Source organism: Nodularia sp. UHCC 0506, assembly GCF_034931045.1.
Lineage (GTDB): Bacteria > Cyanobacteriota > Cyanobacteriia > Cyanobacteriales > Nostocaceae > Nodularia.
The window spans coordinates 8,276-30,114 of sequence record NZ_JAYGHH010000061.1 but is presented as its reverse complement, the minus strand read 5'-3'; the positions used below and the strand labels follow the sequence as shown (position 1 = coordinate 30,114).

The 21,839-nt window shown below is 42.2% G+C and carries 4 protein-coding genes; all 4 read left to right on the top strand.

All coding sequences use genetic code 11. The annotated features are described in order from the left end of the window. Positions 1–878 precede the first annotated feature (878 nt). The 4 genes from VB654_RS22740 to VB654_RS22725 are packed head-to-tail and all read left to right on the top strand — an operon-like array spanning position 879 to position 21,814. Positions 879–6,791 (top strand): SDR family NAD(P)-dependent oxidoreductase, encoded by a 5,913-nt coding sequence (locus VB654_RS22740; RefSeq protein WP_323216095.1) that lies wholly within the window; start codon positions 879–881, stop codon positions 6,789–6,791. Further along, on the top strand, positions 6,791–12,370 hold the full coding sequence (locus tag VB654_RS22735) for a type I polyketide synthase (RefSeq protein ID WP_323216094.1): 5,580 nt from the start codon (positions 6,791–6,793) through the stop codon (positions 12,368–12,370). Before VB654_RS22740 ends, VB654_RS22735 begins: the two co-directional genes overlap by 1 nt. Then, entirely contained in the window at positions 12,363–17,648 is a 5,286-nt protein-coding gene (locus VB654_RS22730; protein ID WP_323216093.1) for a type I polyketide synthase, read from the top strand. The genes VB654_RS22735 and VB654_RS22730 overlap by 8 nt, the downstream gene beginning before the upstream one ends. Further along, complete coding sequence (locus tag VB654_RS22725; RefSeq protein WP_323216092.1) at positions 17,645–21,814, top strand: amino acid adenylation domain-containing protein; 4,170 nt, start codon at positions 17,645–17,647, stop codon at positions 21,812–21,814. The genes VB654_RS22730 and VB654_RS22725 overlap by 4 nt, the downstream gene beginning before the upstream one ends. Positions 21,815–21,839 lie beyond the last annotated feature (25 nt).

The window sequence follows — 21,839 nt, the reverse complement described above, 5'->3', positions numbered from 1 at the left end:
ATTCTCTAGCTTTTGGCTTTATTCAGCAAGTCCTACTTAATTGACATTATTTTCAAAAGTGGAATGTAATAATCGACCTTTTGGCATTCTAAAAATTGGGATTTTTGGTTAACCGAACCGTATTGGTACAGCTTTCAGTTTTGAGGATGTACCTCATAGCTGCTGGAAGTGCTGTAATACTCTATTTTTTTCAAAATGAGAATTGCTGGGTCTTTTTCCATAATTGCTATCTTCTGCCGTAATTATTCACACTTGTCAATACTCCACCACCTGAATCATTACGATTTTTTTTATTATTTTTTGTAATTTGTCAAGCCCATACTATACTAACTTGGATGAATTTACCGTACTAAATGAAGAATGAAGAAAATATTGCTATTTAAATTTAACGACAGCACTTTTATTTTCAAAGTACCACACCTAAATATCTAAAAGGTTTATAGGAAAAGGGTTATAGGATTTCGTTTTGTACCAAACCGTTACAGAAAGTGCTGTAAGTAACAGAAGATTATCCCCTGTTTTTATATTTTTTAACTGGGAATAATCCTTCAAAATTCCTACAAATCTTGATTTGTAGCCAAAAAACCGCAATCATACTACAAAATCGTATTGCTCTCGTTGAGAAGTTAAATATAAGTCTTAATATATATATAAATATGTATTTGTGTAACAAATTATTACGAGATGAAATATATGTATAATTTAACTGATAATTATTATAGATATATTCCAAAATTAAGTATATTCCGAAATTTAAGGGTGTATGGTTTGTATCCCTGCAATGAATACCTGTTAATCTCAGAAGTTTAGGTCTAACCATGAACTTCTAAACAAACACAAAAGTCTAGAGGTTACAAGCTAATACAGGGAGAAAGAACGTGAACCGACAAGAGGTAATGGATGTTGTCATCAAAAATATTAGACTAAATATTCCAGACACCAACATAAATTTAGATGTTTCCCAATCAATAGAAGATTTAGGAGGTAGCGATTGTATAATTAAGACTGTAGTTTACTCTGTAATTGAGGAACTTCTAATTGATACTGACAATGCAGAAACGATTGATTTGCATAATATTAAAAATATTAATGAATTAGTCGATAAGTTATTAAGTATAAAAAACAAAGAGGCTTTATCTGAATGTTGTGAGCCAAATGTTACGGTTGTGAATTTACAAAAACTTACTTTCCTCCAGAAATTTCAGTCAGTTGCGCCAGAAGAGCGATCGCAATTTTGGATAAACTATATTCATAGTGAAGTTGTAAGTATTCTAGGACTACCTCCATCCTATCCTCTGAATCATCATCAAGGTTTTTTTGAGATGGGAATGACCTCTTTGATGGTGATTGATTTACAGGATAGACTCCAGACTAGCTTAGAGGATTTATTTGTCATTCCACCGTCATCAGTATTTGATTACCCGACAATTGAAACACTAGCAAATTATTTGCTAACAAATGTGCATTGTTCCGAAGATATGGTCAGTGATAAGCCACAATCTATAGATATAGAGCCAGATCAAACTATACCCCTACAATCGAATATCAAAACATCTCAAGACTCAGACGCGATCGCCATCATTGGTATGGGTTGCCGATTTCCTGGTGAAGCCAATAATCCAGAGGCTTTTTGGCAACTAATTCAAACTGGTATAGACGCAACAATCGATATTCCTACTAACCGTTGGCAGATCGCTGACTACTATGACAGCAATCCAGACATTCCAGGTAAGATGTATAGCCGTCGAGGTGGCTTCTTAGACGGCATTGATCAGTTTGATGCCGAATTTTTTGGAATTTCTCCACGAGAAGCAGTGAATTTAGATCCCCAACAGAGACTCTTATTAGAAGTAAGTTGGGAAGCACTCGAACACGCAGGACAACCACCAAAACAATTAGAGGGAAGTCAAACAGGGATATTCATCGGACTGATCAATGCAGATTATGCCAAACTACAAGTGCAAGCCGACGATTCCACCCAATTCAATGCCTACTATGGCACGGGAACCGCTCTGAGTGCTGCGGCTGGTCGATTATCGTACTTCTTAGGATTGCAAGGCCCGGCTATGGTAATTGATACGGCTTGCTCCTCATCACTAGTAACTGTACATCTGGCTTGCCAAAGTTTACGTAATAGAGAATGTAATCTAGCCCTGGCCGGAGGATGTAATCTTATTTTGGCTCCAGATAGCAGCATTTATCTTTCTCAAACCAAAGCCATTTCTCCAGATGGACGTTGCAAAACATTTGATGCCACTGCTAATGGATATGGACGGGGAGAAGGTTGTGGGATTGTACTCCTTAAGCGTCTTGCTGATGCTGTAGCTGATGGGGATCAAATTTGGGCAGTAATTCGCGGTTCCGCCGTCAACCATGATGGTTACAGCAGTGGTTTTACCGTTCCCAATGGACTAGCTCAAGAAGCCCTATTACGCCAAGCATTAAAGAATGCCAGAATAGAACCGCATCAAGTAAGCTATATAGAAGCTCATGGTACAGGTACACCTTTAGGAGATCCAATTGAGGTCAGAGCTTTAGGATCTGTCTTTGCTAGAAGTAATCAAGAACCTCTGAAAATCGGCTCTGTCAAAACTAATATTGGGCATTTAGAGTCAGCAGCTGGTATTGCTGGATTAATGAAGGTAGTTCTCTCGCTATACCACGCAGAAATACCACCCCATCTGCATCTAAACACCCTGAATCCACGCATATCTTTACAAGCAGGTCAGATAGAAATTCCCACAAAACCAACTCCTTGGCTAGATGATCTCCAACCTCGGATTGCGGGAGTTAGTTCCTTTGGTTTGAGTGGTACTAATGCTCATGTAGTATTAGCAACAAGGCCTAAAATTTCATCCAACTCATCGGAGCAAACAATAGAGCGTCCTCTTCACATACTGACTTTATCTGCCAAAACTGAGACGGCGTTAAGAGAATTAGCACAACGTTATCAGCAATATCTAGTTACCCATAGTGATGAATCCATTGCCAATATTTGTTATACAGCCAATGCCGGGCGATCGCACTTTTGTGAACGATTAGCCATCATTGCTAAATCCACCTCACAGTTGCAAACTCAATTAGCCGAATTTATTGACAACAAATCAACATCCACTCAGTTATATACTTCCATTCCATATTCGGTTAGTCGCAAAATTATCTTTGTATTTCCTGGTAATGGCTTTTTTCCCGGTATGGGAAACCAACTTTATCAAACCCAACCAACATTTCAAAAAGCATTCCAACACTGCGATCAGATTCTGCAACCATTACTAGGTGAATCTTTAGAAACTATTTTGTGGCTCAAATCTGCCAAAGTCTCTTCTCCTGAGCATTTTCTGGGCTTATTTGCTTTAGAATATGCCCTAGCTGAGTTGTGGAAATCTTGGGGAATTAAGCCAGATGTGGTAGTGGGTTATGGTGTTGGTGAGCTTGTATCCGCTTGTATCACAGGTGTTTTGACTTTAGAAGACTGCTTTCACATCCTGCTGCAAAAGCAGAATTACAAAAATTTAGCTCAGGGAAAAACTTTTCAGGTTCCTCTAATTTCAGGTACAACCAAAAAACGACTTAATCAAGAAGATATCTCCAGTTCAGAATATTGGCAACAATGTTTGCAATCCCCAAATCAATGCCATGATATTTACCAAGTAACAGAGTTTAATGATAGTGACTTGTTCATTGTGGTGGGTGCATCTGATAAATCATCTACTCAAACAACTTGGATAGCTTCTTTGATAGGAGAACAATCAGATTGGCAAACTCTGCTGGATAGTTTGATTAAACTTTATCTCCAAGGTATAACCATAGATTGGTCAGGGTTCGATCATGAATATCAACGTCATCGTCTAGTTTTACCAACTTATCCTTTTCAACGTCAGAACTATTGGTTATCTTTGCCCAATAAAACTGAAGTTAAAATCCCTGATCCTGCTAGAGCGTCCCATCCCTTATTAGGAAGAAGAATCTACTCTCCTTTAACTACAACAATTCAATTTCAAACTCAATTAAGCTTAGAGACTTTCCCGTTCTTAGCCGACCACCGGGTGTATCGTCAGTTAGTAGTTCCAGCTACAGTTTACCTAGCTATGGCGATCGCAGCTACAGCAGAGATTAGCAAACAGAACTTTTGCCGCCTAGAAGAAATAGTTTTTCTCAAAGCTTTAAGTTTTGATGAATCAGAAATTGTAACTCTGCAACTAATTCTGACACCCGAAGATAATCAGCAGATGTCGTTTCAGGTGTTTAGTCTCAGTCAGGCATCTACGACATTAGAAAGTAATTGGATATTACACGTCACAGGCAAAGTGCAGACTCAATCACCCATAACAGCCAGTCTGACTCAAAAGCGAATTTCAGTCGAGGAGATTCAGCGTCAATGCTCAGAAGTCAGCACAGGTGAGCAAATTTTGTATCAAACTGCACTGCAAAGAGGGCTGTACTTGGGCAATAGCTTTCAGTGGATTGGTTCAATTTGGTACCAGTCTGGTGAAGCACTGGGAGAGGTGCAAATTCCAGCAAGCATCAGTCACGGGATCAACAATGGTTGGCATCCTGGGTTCATTGACGCTTGTTTACAGATGTTAAATGCCACGTTGACTACAAAAACATGGAATAACACTGCCTATGTTCCTGTAAATATAGATTATCTGCAAGTGCTTCTCCCTCCTCGTCTGGAACAAAAACTATGGGCGCACGCATTATTGCATTCTGATAACAAATCACAATCAGAAACTTTAACTGGAGATATCCGGCTTTTTGATCACACAGGACAACTGATGATGGAAGTTGGACATCTGCGGGTGAAGTCGGTAAGTGAAAAATCCTTGCTAACTGCTCCATCACAACCGTTGAGTGACTGGTTATATCAAATGCAGTGGCAACCAAATCCCATCAATCATGGTCAATTGCTAGAACTTGGTCAATGGTTAATCTTTGCCGATGAAGGCGGTGTGGGTAAAACTTTAGCGGCTCATTTACAACAACAAGGGCAACAATGCACCTTGGTTTATCCTCGTCAGGACTATTGCCACACTGCAAATCAACAAATCTGGCTGAATCCAGAGGAAGCAGAAGGTTGGCAACGTCTGTGGGCAGATGTACATGATAATACCTTAGCTTTATTAGGTATAATTCACCTTTGGAGTCTAGATACTCAACCCCCTGCAACAAATACAGTAAATTCTTTAGTAGACCAACAAGCCTTAACTTGTGGCAGTGCGTTGTATTTAATACAAACATTGGTGCAACAACACTATGATATTCCTCCCTTACAGTTTGTCACCCGTAACGCTCAAGCAGTTACGTCACAAGATGCAATTGCGATCGCCCAATCACCACTCTGGGGCCTGGTACGAACTTTATCATTCGAGCATCCAGAACTTAAATGGAGCATCACAGATTTAGAACCTGTAAACTGTGATCTTCAAGCATCTTATTTGTTTCAGGAACTAAAGCAAGGTATAACAGATGAGTATGTAGCATATCGCCATCAAGAACGTTATATAGCTCATCTGACTAAATATCAAGAACTTACTGAATCAGTTTCATTCACCCTCAACCCTGATGCAACTTACTTAATTACCGGTGGTTTGGGAGACTTGGGGTTAGAAGTTGCTAATTGGATGATGACACGGGGAGCTAAATACATAGTTTTGCTAAGTCGTCGGGGTCGAGGTGCGACAAATGCAAAATTAGTCCAACTCGAACAATCAGATACACAAATAGTCATTGCTCAGGCAGATGTTGCCCAATACCAACAACTAGCTGAAGTTTTGCAAACCATTCATCAGACCTTACCTCCACTGCGAGGAATTATTCACGCCGCAGGTGTTCTGGATGATGGAGTTTTGATGCAGCAAAACTGGAACCGCTTTAGTCAAGTCATGGCTCCCAAAATCCAGGGAGCTTGGAATCTGCATCATCTGACTAGTGACATACCATTAGACTTTTTTGTCTTGTTTTCTTCAGCTGCTTCCCTTGTGGGTGCTGGTGGTCAAAGTAACTATGCTGCTAGTAATGCCTTTTTAGATGCGATCGCTCACTATCGGCAATTTCACGGTTTACCAGGACTAAGCATTAATTGGGGACCATGGGCAGAAACGGGAATGGCTACCAGAGGAGAGCGCAGCGAACAACGATGGCAAGCCGCAGGAATTGGACAAATTAACCCGCAAATGGGAGTGCAATTGTTAGAGCAATTGTTACAAAAATCCCCTCCCCAAATTGGCGTTTTATCAATCGATTGGCGGCAATTTCTACAGGCTTTTCCTAGTGACTCAATACCGCAATTATTCTCACAATTAGCTCTAGGGCTGGAAACTCATGTTACAGCTAACCAGCAATTATCTACAATTAGCCAGCAGCTAGAGCAAGCGTTACCTCAGCAACGGGAAAACTTACTAGTAGAACATCTGACAAATGAAATTAAACAAGTTTTGGGATTACCTGCATCCCATATTCTGAAATTACGGCAAGGTTTATTTGAAATGGGCATGGATTCACTTATGGCTGTGGAATTGAAGAATCGATTGCAAAAGAATTTCGGAAAAGTTTTACCAGCTACACTCCTATTTGATTATCCCAGTGTAGAAGCTTTGACTGCATATATTAGTCAAGAAATTATGGAATGGTCTTCCGAAAAATTACCACCGGGAACTGTATCTATTAATGAACAGCAACTAGTAGATCCAGAATCAACCGAGCTAGAAACAATTTCTGAGAATGAACTTAGCAATTTATTAGCAGCCGAAATGGCAGAAATTAATCAATTAATGAGTGGGGATTGGTAATGCAGAACGCTTCAGAACAGCAAACAGCTCAACTAAAACAAGCGCTGTTAGCTTTGAAAGAAATGCGCCGTAAATTAGAAGCGGAAAAACAGGCCAAAACTGAACCAATTGCCATTGTCGGTATGGGTTGTCGTTTTCCTGGGGCCAATAATCCCGATGAATTCTGGCATCTTCTAAATCATGGCATTGATGCAGCAACATCTATTCCCCAAAACCGATGGGATGTAGAAGCTTATCATGATTCGGACTCAGACACAGAGGGAAAAATTTACGTCCGTCAAGGCTATTTTTTATCAGATATTGATCAGTTTGATGCTCAATTTTTTGGCATTACACCCCGTGAAGCCATTACCCTTGATCCTCAACAACGTTTGTTATTAGAAGTCTGTTGGGAAGCCCTAGAAAATGCCTGTCAACCACCAGACCAATTACGCAATAGTCAGACAGGGGTATTTATGGGAGTCATGCACAATGATTACTCCCGTCGTCTGACAGCCCAGGGAAATCCAGAATATTTAAATGCTTACTACGGTACTGGTAATGGTTTGAGCTTTTTAGCTGGCAGATTATCCTACTTTTTAGGTTTACAAGGCCCAGCCATGGTTCTGGATACGGCTTGTTCCTCTTCTTTAGTAGCAGTTCATTTAGCTTGTCAAAGCTTACGCTTGCAAGAATGTCGTTTAGCCTTGGCAGGTGGTGTAAATTTAATTCTCTTTCCTGAAGTTAGTATTGCCCTTTCTCGGATGCAAGCCTTAGCTGCGGATGGCTATTGTAAAACCTTTGATGCCCAAGCAGATGGATATGCACGGGGAGAAGGCTGTGGTGTTGTAGTACTTAAGCGGTTGAGTGATGCCCAAGCAGATGGCGATCGCATTTTGGCTGTGATTCGCGGTTCCGTAGTTAATCATGATGGTCCTAGTAGTGGTTTAACAGTCCCTAGTGGACCAGCTCAAAAAATCCTCTTACAACAGGCGTTAAATAATGCCGGAGTGAAACCACATCAAGTTAGTTATGTAGAAGCTCATGGTACAGGAACATCTTTAGGAGATCCTATAGAAGTGCAAGCCTTAGCCACAGTCTATGGTCAACAGCGCCCTGGATCACAACCATTACAAATAGGTTCGGTAAAAACTAATATTGGACATTTAGAATCAGCTGCTGGTATTGCTGGATTAATTAAAGTTGTTTTAGGATTACAAAATCAAACGATTCCACCACATTTACATTTACAAGCATTAAATCCGCATATTGCCGCACAGAACCATAACATCCAAATCCCTACCCAGTCTATATCTTGGGATGTAGAAGCATCTCGGATTGCGGGTGTGAGTTCATTTGGTCTGAGTGGGATTAATGCTCATTTAATATTAGCAGAAGCCCCAAAAATCACTAGCCAAACGATTAAATTTGAACGTAAGCTACATCTATTTAATTTATCTGCCAAAACTCCAGCAGCTTTGCAACAACTGGCGCAACGTTATGCTGAGTATTCTCAAGAGTCTGCCCATATTTCTTTGGCTGATATTTGTCACACAGTTAACTCAGGTCGTAATCATTTTCACTGCCGTTTATCCCTACTGGCAGATTCTCTAGCTCACCTGCAAACTCAACTAAATACATTCACAGCAGGCAATCTAGAGCCAATACATACCGCCGACTGCTCAAAAATGCCAACACCGAGGATCGTGTTCTTATTTACTGGACAAGGTTCTCAGTATTTACAGATGGGATGGGAACTGTACCAGACTCAACCTTTATTCCGTCAAATCATAGATGAATGCGATCGCCTATTGCGTTCTCACTTAGAATATTCTTTGTTCGATGTTCTGTATCCACAAGCCGGAAACACCTCCCCCATACATGAAACAGCTTATACCCAACCTGCCTTATTTAGCTTGGAATATGCCCTAGCGCAACTATGGCTATCTTGGGGAATTCTACCAGATGCCGTTATGGGTCATAGCGTAGGTGAATATGTAGCTGCTTGTATTGCCGGAGTTTTCAGTTTAGAAGATGGTTTAAAACTGATTGCTCACCGCGCTCGTTTGATGCAAGCCTTACCTCAGAACGGAGCCATGGCTGCTATATTTGCCGATACAGAACGAGTTAAATCACTGATTGCGCCCTATGGTACACAGGTGGCGATCGCCACCATCAACGGCCCCATCAACACCGTTATTTCGGGAGAACGCCAAGCCATAAATCAGATATTGCAGACATTGCAGCAACAAGGTATTAATTATCATCTGCTACAGGTATCCCACGCCTTCCATTCACCCTTAATGACACCGATGTTGGCAGAATTTCGCCAAGTGGCGCAGTCAGTCACCTATCATCTCCCTCAGATAAACTTAGTATCAAATCTTACGGGTAAATCTACTTCCTTTGCCGAAATCGGGCAAGCTGACTACTGGTGTCGCCACATTCAAGAAGCAGTGCAGTTTGCCACCGGGATAGAAACACTGCATCAGCAAGGATACCAGATATTTTTAGAAGTGGGGCCAAAATCAACTTTAATTGGTATGGGACGGAGGTGTTTACCTGCCAATGCTGCCCTGTGGTTATCATCTTTGAATGTCGGAGGTTCAGATTGGCAATATTTACTCACCAGCTTGAGTCAGTTGTACCTGCGGGGTGCAGAAATTAAATGGCAAAATGTCGAAACAGGTTATGGACACAATATTTCTTTGCCCACTTATCCTTTCCAACGGCAAAGATTTTGGCCTCAAGAATCTCACTTAACATGGCATTCCCACACCTGTAGCAGACTTGCCAACCCCATGCAACATCCATTGCTGGGACAGCGATTTTCTTCACCTTTAGCCTCAGATATTCATTTTCAAACCCAAATTAACCTAGAAGCATTTCCTGATTTAGCAGACCACCAAGTTTACAACACTGTTGTTGTTCCAGCTGCCTTTTACTTGTCAATGTTCTGTGCTGCGGCCTGGGAAATGCGGGATACCCAGCAACAGATTATGTTAGCAGATATCGCGTTTTTACAAGCCTTAATGCTCCCAGAAGACGCAGATATCACTATACAATTAGTGTTAACACCAGAGAAATTAGGGGCTTTTACTTGCCAATTATTCAGTCTCACCTCACCCCATAGCCAAAAGACAGCAGCATCTTGGATTCTCAATGCTCAAGCTCAATTGTTATTGGTGGATAACCTGCACCAAAATCCAATTGACCCCAAAGCGATTAAAGCCAGATGCTGTAATTACACCCCCAACTCAGATGCCATTTATCAAGCTGCACAGCAACGTGGTATTGACCTCGGTTCTACCTTTAAATGGTTAGGGTCAGTTTGGCAAGGAGATCATGAAGCATTCAGCGAGATAAAATCACCTATTGGTATCCGTCACGCAAATATTTATACACTACCTCCAGGATTGATCGACTCATGTTTTCAACTACTGAGTGCAACTTTGTCTGATGAAACTCACAACTCGACTGCCTATGTTCCTATAGGGATAGAGTCCCTGCAAGTGCTAACCCATCCTAATTTTTCCAATCAATTACAGAGTTATGCTCAACGAAGAGTTACCCAATTAGCCATCTTAGTGGGAGATATTCAAGTTGTCGATGATACCCACCAAACCGTTGTTGCTATTCAAGGGCTACAAATCAAAGCTGTTAACCAATCAGCAATGTTACTGCACCAGCCAACAGACTGGCATCATTGGTTACACAAAATTACATGGCAACCTCAATCACTGACCACTGCTATTAAAACACCCTCACCATCGCCCTGGCTGATTTTTGCTGATTCAGATGGATTTGCTAACTCTTTAGCTGACTATTGGCAACAACAGGGACAGGCCTGCACATTGGTATATCCTGGACGTGAATATCAAGTCAAGGAAGGCAAATATTATTGGATCAATCCAGATCATGGGACTGATTTTAACACTCTTTTAGCACAGCCCTGGGGTGGCATTGTCTACTTATGGGGGTTAAAAAAATCTTGCAACATCGATGAATTGGCACAGATGCAAGCATTTAACTTGGGTGCTGTACTGCATCTGATCCAAAATCTGGTCAAGCAGAAATTTTCCCAGATGCCCAAACTCTACATGATTACCAGAGGCGCGCAAGCCGTAGATCCATCTCAACCTTTGGCAATAGAACAAGCAACCCTCTGGGGACTAGGACGGGTGATAGCACTAGAACATCCAGAAGTTTGGGGTGGACTGGTGGATTTAGATCCGGCAACTTCTTCAGCAGAACTATCTCTTTTGTGGAATGAATTATTACAAGCGGATAACAATCACTTGGTTGCTTTCCGTGAAAATCAAAGATATGTTGCTCGGTTACAGCGTCAGCCAGTGTTGACAACCCCATCTTCTCCAGTCATTCATCCCGACTCTACCTATTTAATTGTTGGTGGTGTTGGTGCATTGGGTCTGCAAGTGGCACATTGGCTAATACAGCGTGGTGCGCGTTATCTGGTGCTGACTAGTCGCAGGGGAGCTACTAATCAAGTCCTAGATAAGCTGAAAAATTGGGAAGAAACAGGAGTTAAAATAATTGTCTTAGCTGCCGATGTCGCTCAACCAGAATCGGTGACTCAAGTATTAACAGAAATTGATCAGCACCTGCCACCACTGCGGGGAATCTTTCATGCTGGCGGAGTCTTAAATGATGGTGTCTTACTCAAACAAGATTGGTCGCAATTTGCCCAAGTCATGGCTCCTAAAGTACTGGGTGCTTGGAACTTACATACTCAAACCGCCCAGTTACCTTTAGACTTTTTTGTGCTGTTTTCTTCCATGGCCTCGCTCATGGGTTCCATTGGACAAGGTAACTATGCTGCGGCTAACGCCTTTTTAGATGCTTTGGCTCACTATAGGCAGTCTCAAGGTTTACCAGGCTTAAGTATTAATTGGGGGCCTTGGGCAGAAGCAGGTATGGCAGTCAACTTGTCTGAACAAGTTCAACAGGGCTGGAATACTAAAGGTATCGGTCAAATTTCATCAACTTCTGGTTTGGCATCTCTGGAATATCTCATGGGCAGTGAGGTGGCTCAGATGGGAGTGTTACCTATTGAGTGGAATAAATTTTTACAACAATTTGTCAGTGGAGAGCAACCGGCTTTCTTGAATGATTTGGTGACAGTTCATCAACTACCGACAAAATCAGTAGATATCCTTCAGCAGTTAGCACAGGCAACTGTTAGCCAACGCCCAGAAATTTTAATTAACCATATCCGTCAGGAAGCAGCTCAAGTTATGGGCTTATCATCCCCCCATCTGTTGGCATTGGAGCAAGGTTTGTTTGCTATGGGTATGGATTCTTTGATGGCCGTGGATTTAAAGAACCGTTTACAAAAGAGTTTTGCCCAGCCCTTGCCTTCTACCTTGGTGTTTGAGTATGCCAGTGTTGAGGCCTTAGGGAAGTATTTAGCAACAACCATTCTGGGTTGGCAAGAAACTACAACATCGGCATCAATCACTGATGATAATGCCGCAGCAGAGGTTGTCTCAGAACTAGAACAACTGGCTGAGTCAGAAGCAGAAATTTTACTAGCAAATAAATTAGCAGCACTGGAAGCAAGGATGTCAATTTATGAATAATTTTTCACAGCGAGTTGAACAGCTTTCACCTTTGAAACGGGCTTTACTAGCTCTAGAGAAAATGCAAGCCAAGCTGGATCAGCATGAGCAAGCAAAAGCAGAACCAATCGCTATTATTGGCATGGGCTGTCGCTTTCCGGGAGCAGCTCATAACCCGGAGGCATTTTGGCAACTTTTGCAAAATGGGCAACATACAACTACTGAGTTACCGTGCGATCGCTGGGACATTGAGGCTTATTATGATCCCGAACCTGGCAAACCTGGAAAAATGTACACCCGTTATGGCTGTTTTTTGCGGGAAGTTGACCAATTTGATGCGGATTTTTTTGGGATTTCTCCTAGAGAAGCTGTGAACATCGACCCCCAACAACGCTTGTTATTAGAAGTGAGTTGGGAAGCTTTAGAAGAAGCTGGTCAGGTTCCAGAAAAACTCAAAAACAGTCAAACCGGTGTGTATGTCGGCATCATGTACAGTGACTACGACCGTCGCCTGATGTCCAGGGGAACGCCAGAACAGATGGATCTATATACTAGTACTGGCAACGCTTCTAGTTTTGTCGCTGGTCGATTGTCTTACCTGTTGGGTTTGCAAGGCCCGTCCATGGTGTTGGATACGGCTTGCTCTTCTTCTTTAGTCTCTGTTCATTTGGCTTGCCAAAGTCTGCGATCGCAAGAATGTGATTTGGCTTTGGCAGGGGGCGTAAATTTAATTCTTTTACCGGAAATCACTGTTGCTCTCTCTCAAATGCGGGCGCTGGCTCCAGACGGGTTATGCAAAACCTTTGATGCATCTGCCGACGGTTACACCCGTGGTGAAGGCTGCGGGATGATTGTTCTCAAACGCCTTAATGATGCCTTAGCAGATCAAGACCAGATATTAGGGGTGATTCGGGGATCAGCAGTGAATCACAATGGGCCTAGTAGTGGTTTAACTGTTCCCAATGGACTGGCTCAGCAAGCTTTAATCAAGCAGGCTTTAGCAAATGCTCAAGTGCAGCCGCATCAAGTGAGTTATGTTGAAGCTCACGGCACAGGTACGGCATTGGGAGATCCCATTGAAATTAGAGCTTTAGGTGCAGTTTATGGTCAAAGTCGTGAGCCTGATAACCTGCTGTGGGTTAGTTCAGTTAAAACCAATATTGGGCATTTAGAGTCAGCCGCCGGCATTGCTGGGTTGATTAAGGTGGTACTAGCTTTGCAGCACGCCAAAATTCCCCCACATTTGCATCTGCAAACAGTAAATCCTCACATTTCCTTATCTGAGAATCGGATGCAAATTCCCCTAGCCTCCACAGATTGGCAAGGCGTTGATGGTCGGCGAATTGCAGGGTTAAGTTCTTTTGGTCTAAGTGGTACAAATGCTCATTTGATCTTAGAAGCAGCGCCTCAACACAGTGCTGGAGAACATCAACCAGATGGATCTGCTTATTTATTCCCCTTATCTGCCCAAACACCCAGCGCCCTCCAACAACTTGCCTATTCTTATCAAAAGTTTTTAGCCACAACCTCAGATGCTGTTTCCTGGGGAGATATTTGTTACAATGCCAGCATCCGCCGCAGTCATCATCGTTATCGTTTGTCTTTAGTGGGGAAATCTCGCGCCACTATCCAAGCAGATTTGCAAGCTTATTTACAGTCAACTGCTCCTGATTCTGTCCCAGTTTCTGGTTATTCGCCCCAAATTACCTTCATTTTTACTGATTCCCCCGAATTGCACTGGCGGGAAATGGGACGACAGTTAGTGCAAGAAGAAGTAGTTTTTTCCGAAACATTAGAGCAATGCGATCGCCTAATGCAACAATATGCAGGTTGGTCAGTGTTAGCAGAGTTAACAGCCTCTGAGTCACAGCGTCAATCGGAAATTACAGTGGTTGTGCAAATTGCTGTAGCAGCTTTATGGTGTTCCTGGGGAATTCAACCAGAAGCGATCGCTGGATACGGATTAGCAGAAATTGCCGCCGCTTATGTCGCCGGTGTATTCCATCTTGATGCAGCCATACAACTGCTTGTTTATCAAGTTTCCCCCCACAAACATCATCAACCGCAAATCATCACCCAGCCTGCTCACATTCCGATTTATTCTCACCTCACAGGGCAAATGGGAAATGGTCAAGGTATGCAGGTGAGAAATTGGGGAAAGTCCAATATAACATCTTCCCAGGCTGTAATTAATTGTCTTATCGCTCATGGCTGCAACATTTTTATAGAGATTAGCCCTCAACCTGTGTTAACTGAGGAAATTACACAATGCTGCTCCCAACAAAAAGTTATATTTACCACATTTACGCATATAGAAAATCTTGACATTAGAAGCCAACTTTTAACCAACTTAGGCAAACTCTATACACTTGGTTGTCGTATAGAATGGGGTAATCTTTATCATAGCAAGGCTCCACATCTGTCATTACTTACTTATCCTTGGCAGAGACAGCGTTACTGGTTAGATTTTCCAGAGCATCAAATTTCCCAGCCTAGAACCGAGATATCAGCCAAACATCCACTTTTGGGTTATCGCTTGCGAGAATTAGCACATTTAGCAGGGCAGTATTTTTGGGAAGTGGAACTGGATACAAAATCCTTGACTTATCTGAGAGATCATCGAGTCCAAGGCAAAGTTGTATTACCAGGAGCAGCTTATTTAGAAATGGCCTTATCTGCTGCTAAACAAGTTTTTGGTTCGGGAATTCATTATTTACAAAATGTAGCTTTTCAAAAAGCACTATTTTTACCAGAAAAAGGTGATCAAACTATTCAACTACTCCTGGCTGAGAATGAAACATCAAATACTGCTGATTTCAAAATTTTTAGTCGTCACAGCAATGCCCCATCCTCTAGTCCTTGGGTACTGCACGCAGCCGGAAAGATATGTCTAGAACTGCCAGAGACTAACACCATCATGCTGAAGCAGGTAGAAATAGAGACAATTCAAAAACGCTGTCAAGAAAAAATTACAGCAGTAGCTCACTATCAAACCATGTCTAACTATGGTTTAAATTATGGCCCTTGTTTCCAAGGAATTCAGCAAATTTGGCGACAGGATGGTGAAGTTTTCGCACAAATTCAATTACCAGAAACTTTAGGAAAAATTGCACAACCCTATCAAATTCATCCAGTCTTGTTAGATTCTGCCTTCCAATCTTTTGGAGCCGCACGACTAACAAATCATCAACAAGATACAACTTATTTGCCGGTGGGGTTAAGCAGTATAAAAGTCTATGGTCGTTTAGATCAAAAAGTCTGGAGTCATTTACTGTTAAAGCCAGAAACTGATTCAGATCCAGACAGCTTAGAAGCAGATATCTTCCTGCTGAATCAGCAAGGTGAAGTGATTTTGGAAGTGCAGGGATTTCGTGGACAAAAGTTGGATACCAGCATTGAGAAACCGACTCAGCCTGAAATTCCGGACTGGTTCTATGAAGTTCAATGGCAACCACAACCGGAAAATCTACACCCATCACCAGCCACGGGACATTGGTTAATTTTTGTGGATACCCCGGATTGGGGTGAAAAATTAGGCAATTTTCTAGCAGCAAGTGGTGATACATATACACTGATTTACCCCCAAACAGCTGATGTCGCTCAATTTTCGGCAGGAATTCCCATTGATCCGGCTGATAGCACCGCCTTTGAGAAATTGCTTGCTCAATATTTGCCAGCCAGTCCAACATTTTGCCCAGGAATTGTTTATTGTTGGGGTGCTGCCAATGCTACAAATTCCACAGATGTTGATTTGCTAGGGGAAAAATCGCAATTTCTTTGTAGTTATCTACTGCATTTAACACAAGCAATTATCAAAACAGGTGTCACTAATCCGCCTCGGTTGTGGATAGTCACTCAAGGAACTCAAGGAATTGCTAATCACAACTCTGAGATTTTCATGCACCAGTCTGCACTCTGGGGATTGGGTAAAGTTATTATCCAAGAACACCCAGAACTGCGTTGTACCCTTGTGGATGTGAGTCCAGAGAATCTTCAGACTGAGATACCGACTTGGGTACAAGAACTAAAATTCAATAGCAATGAAAATCACATTGCTTGGCGCGGGGAGGTTCGTTATGTAGCACGGTTAGTCAGGTCGCAACTCAAACTCCAGCAGTCAGTGAAATTGCGGTCTGATGCGACATATTTAATTACAGGAGGTATGGGAGGACTAGGTTTAACGATTGCTGAGTGGATGGTACAGCAGGGCGCTCGTCATTTAGCTTTAATTGGCAGACGTGGGGCCTCAACAATTGCTCAACAAGCGATCGCCCAAATGGAAAAAGCCGGAGCTACAGTCAAAGTTTTCGCGGCTGATGTCTCTGTGACTCAGCAAGTAGCTGATGTAATCGCAACTATTCAACAATCAATGCCGCCTCTACGCGGGGTGATTCATGCGGCTGCTGTTCTTGATGATGGCATCTTGCTACAGTTGAACTCAGAGCGATTACAAAAGGTCATGGCTCCCAAAATTCTCGGAGCTGGGAATCTCCATACCCACACCCGGAATTGTGAACTAGACCACTTTGTTTTATTCTCATCTGTGGCTTCTTTAATGGGATCGCCTGGTCAGGGAAATTACTCGGCTGCTAATGCTTTTTTGGACACATTAGCCCATTATCGGCGAAGTCATGGTTTCGCGGGTCTGAGCATCAATTGGGGAGCTTGGTCTCAAGTTGGTATGGCAGCAACACAAACCCCAGTGGATGAGCGTTTCTCTGACAGTGGTTTCGGTTACATATCCCCATCTCAAGGATTAGAAACTTTTGCCCAACTCCTGCAACAAGAGTCTGCTGTACAAGTGGGTGTATTACCAGCTAACTGGCAAAAATTACGTGATTCCACTCCAGCATTAGCTGAGTTACCACTGTTAAGTGATTTAATGACTGATGAAGACTTGTTGACATTACAAGATTCCACATCAGTTAAGACCATAACCAGAAAATACAACCAACTGACATCCATAGATGTGAGCGATCGCCTAGAACTATTAACTACTTGGTTACGAGAATATATTGCTCAAACCTTGAGATTACCTACAGAAAAACTAGATCCTCAACAATCTCTGAATTATGTGGGTCTAGACTCACTCATTGCCATTGAATTGAAGAATTGGATTGAGAGTCAAATGAAGGTGAGTATATCTATGGCAGACCTGTTACAAGGGCCTAGTGTAACTCAACTAGCTAACCAAATTCTCGTCAAATTTAATACAGCTTTTAACCAGCAGCAATTGTCTGACTTGGAACTGCATCAACAAGTAAACACTAATGAAGATTGGGAGGATGGGGAAATATGAGCGCAACGAAGTTTTTAAGCCAGCTATTAGAACAGGGTGTACAATTATGGGTAGAAGGCGATCGCCTGCGTTATCATGCTCCCAAAGGAGTAATTACTCCAGATTTACGCACACAACTAATTGAATACAAAAGTGAACTTCTCAGCTTATTAGCTAATACACAGTCAGCAGCTAATACACAGCCCAAGAATTCTTCCTTTCCGCTTACTGATTTACAACAGGCTTACGCAATTGGCTGCGGTGAATTTTTTGAACTAGGAAATGTATCTGCTCATTATTATGTAGAATTAACCACCAAGGAACTAAACATTACCCAATTAAACCATGCCTGGAAACGCCTCATCCAAAGGCACGAAGCTCTCAGAGTCATTATTCTCCCCGATGGTAAACAAAAAATCGTAGAAGAAATTCCCGATTATCAAATTCCTGTTATTGATTTAAGAAATAAAGACGCAGAATTTGTCAATTCACACTTAGAAAAAACTAGTCAACGCTTCGCAGATCATGGACCCTTCATTGACCAATGGCCATTATTTGAAGTCTTAGTACATCATCTAGATGAACAAAAATTCCTGCTGCATTTTAACATCAGTCTTTTGATTTGCGATGCCATGAGTAGTGGTATTTTGTTCAACGAATTATTTCAACTGTATCAACATCCCGAAGTTAATTTAAAACCTGTAGAAATTTCCTATCGTGAATACATACAGGAAATTACTAAAGTTAAAGGTTCCCCAGCTTACCAACAATCTCACCAATATTGGTGGCATCGCTTAAATACTTTACCACCTGCGCCAGAGTTACCTTTAGCAAAACAGCCTAGTTCTTTAGATTATCCTCGTTTTCGACGCTGGAGTGCGCGTTTAGAAGCCGAACATTGGCAGCAGCTTAAGCAAAAAGCAATGCAGTTAGGTCTAAAACCTGCCTCAACTGTCTGTGCCGCCTATGCAGCCGTCCTTCATGCTTGGAATAAAAATCCCCAATTTACGATTAATATTCTTTACTTCAATCGCTTACCAATTCACCAAGATGTCTACAAAGTACTAGGTAATTTCAGTTCCACACTTTTACTAGAGGTAGATTGTTCTGAGTCCATCAATTTCACAACCCATGCTCAAAACCTCCAAAAACAACTATGGGAAGACTTAGAGCATAGTTCTATTAGTGGTGTAGAAGTCTTAGGGGAACTGAATCGATTGCAAGGAGGAAGTTCTCAGGCCGCTATGCCTGTAACTTTTGCCAGTGCGTTGGGTTTAGATTCACGTCAGCAAGAATCTAGTTCCATTGCAGATTTCTGGACTCTGCAAAAAAGTGGACTGCAAACGCCTTTTGTTTTATTAGACCATCAAATTTTGGAAAATCAAGGGGCTTTGGTTCTCAACTGGGATGCAGTAGACGAGGCTTTTCCCTCTGGTTTAATGTCAGATATGTTTGCAGCCTACTGTCATTTTCTCCAGCAATTAGCCACAGATGACACCGCCTGGGAAACAAATTTATCGTTAGTACCTGATTACCAACTGCAACAACGATTAGCTATCAACGCCGACAGAACCCCTCTGTCTTCCGAAACACTGCATAGCTTGTTTACAAATCAAGTTCCACAACGCCCAAACCAACCCGCCATTATCACCTCCCAACGTCAGCTTACTTACCAACAACTCGATGAATACTCTCATCAAGTGGGAAAATGGTTACATCAGGCGGGAGCTAGTGTTAACCACCTGGTAGCTGTGGTTATGGAGAAGGGATGGGAACAGATTGTTGGGGTTTTTAGTATTCTCAAAGCTGGTGCAGCTTACTTACCCATTGATCCCAGTTTACCTAAAGAAAGGTTATGGTACATCTTAGAAAACAGTAATGTCCAATTAGTATTAACTCAATCTTGGCTGGATGAAAAGCTGGCATGGCCTGAGACAATACAACGACTGTGTATAGATCAAATTGACCAAGATCAGCGTCTACAGATGGATAGTACTGCTCTGCCACCCCTGCAAACTCCCTTAGATTTGGCTTATGTCATTTATACTTCTGGATCTACTGGTAAACCCAAAGGGGTAATGATTGATCATCGGGGTGCTGTTAATACTATCCTCGATCTTAATCGTAGGTTTAATGTGGGAGCAGGCGATCGCATCTTTGCAATTTCCTCTTTAAGTTTTGATTTATCCGTTTATGATATCTTCGGCACCTTGGCGGCAGGTGCTACTATCGTCCTGCCAGATGCGGATGCAATTCGAGATCCAGGTCATTGGTCAGATATCATGGCACGCCAGCAAATCACAGTTTGGAACTCCGCCCCCCCTCTCATGCAGTTGTTGGTTGACTATACCGCCGAACAACCTCATGGGCTACCACCTTCTTTAAGACTGGTACTGATGAGCGGTGACTGGATTCCCCTCAATTTGCCCGCACAAATTAAATCTCTACTTCCAGAAGTTCAAACCATTAGCTTGGGAGGAGCCACAGAAGCATCAATCTGGTCTATTTTCTATCCCATTACACATCTAGAACCAGAGTGGAAAAGCATTCCCTATGGCCGTCCCTTGAGTAACCAAAGCTTCCATATCTTGGATGAGGCTTTACAACCCTGTCCCACTTGGGTTACTGGAAATCTCTATATTGGCGGTGTCGGATTGGCTTGGGGATACTGGGGTGATGAAGCCAAAACCTCTGCTAGTTTTATTCATCACCCGTCTAATGATGAACGTCTTTACCGTACTGGAGACTTAGGTCGTTACCTACCTGATGGTAATATCGAGTTTCTAGGCCGAGAAGACTTTCAGGTCAAAATCCGAGGCTATCGCATTGAATTGGGTGAAATTGAAGCTGTTCTCAGTCAACATCCAGATATCCAAACACTTGTAGTGACAGCAACAGATTTCCAGGGAGACAAACAACTAATTGCCTATGTTGTGCCTGTTTCTCAACGGCATTTAAATAACCAAGAACTGGGGCAATTTTTACAAGATAAACTGCCTAATTACATGATTCCCTCGGCTTTTATTACCCTGGAGTCTCTACCAATTACAGCCAATGGCAAGTTAGATCGTCAAGCCTTGCCTCAAGTGCAAGCAAGCAACTACCAGCGCTGCAATACTTTCGTAGCTCCCAGAGACAAATGGGAAACGGAATTAGTTCAGATATGGCAAGAGACTTTAAAGGTCGAGCATCTTGGTGTTACCGATAACTTCTTTAACTTAGGAGGTAATTCTATTTCTGCGGTGCGCTTAATGACGCAAATTCAAAAACATTTTGCCCAAACACTACCGCTATCTACGCTTTTTCAACAAGGAACTATTGAACAACTAGCCCAACAACTTCGACAACAACAACCGACTCATTCTTGGTCTCCTCTTGTGGAGATTCAACCCCAAGGAAATGCTCGCCCCTTTTTCTGTGTCCATCCCGTTGGTGGTAATGTTCTCTGCTATACTCAACTTGTCCATCATCTTAGTTCTAACCAACCATTTTATGGACTACAAGCATCAGGGCTTAACCCCAATGAACAACCCATAAAAAGTATAGAAGAAATGGCTACGGCTTACATTGAAGCCATTCGCCAGATTCAACCTCAAGGCCCTTATCTATTGGGAGGATGGTCTTTTGGGGGAGTTGTCGCTTTTGAAATAGCACAGCAGTTACATGAGCAAAACCAACAAGTAAACTTATTAGCACTCATTGATTGCCAAGTTCCTAACTCCAACTTGGTTTTGGATGAAGCCCTTTTGTCAGCTTGGTTTATTCAAGATTTGCAAGGTGATTTCAATTTTGATGTTGAGCAACTCCGAGGTAAATTGCAAACCATGACCCCGGAAGCACGATTGAACTACATTCTCCAACAGGCCAGAGAACTCAATTTAGTACCAATTGATGCTGGACTGTTACAAATTCAACATCTATTCCAGGTTTTCAAAACCAACATGGAAACGATGTACCGTTACAGTCCTCAAGTTTATCCTCATCAACTGGTTTTGCTGCGGGCTGAAGAACAATCTCACAAGAATCAAACAGACCATAATTTGGGTTGGGGACAATTTGCGACTGGTGGTGTCCAAACTCAAATCATTCCGGGGAACCACTACAGCATCTTTCATCAACCCCAAGTTCAATTACTCGCCAAGCACCTCCAAGGTTACTTAATGGCAGTTACTTTAACAACCGCTTAAAGTGAAAGCCTATGTTTGAGCAAGT

Bases quoted from the DNA above. Each gene is read 5' to 3' on its own strand.
- VB654_RS22735 (WP_323216094.1), top strand. From the start codon at position 6,791: ATGCAGAACGCTTCAGAACAGCAAACAGCTCAACTAAAACAAGCGCTG.
- VB654_RS22725 (WP_323216092.1), top strand. From the start codon at position 17,645: ATGAGCGCAACGAAGTTTTTAAGCCAGCTATTAGAACAGGGTGTACAA.
- VB654_RS22730 (WP_323216093.1), top strand. From the start codon at position 12,363: ATGAATAATTTTTCACAGCGAGTTGAACAGCTTTCACCTTTGAAACGG.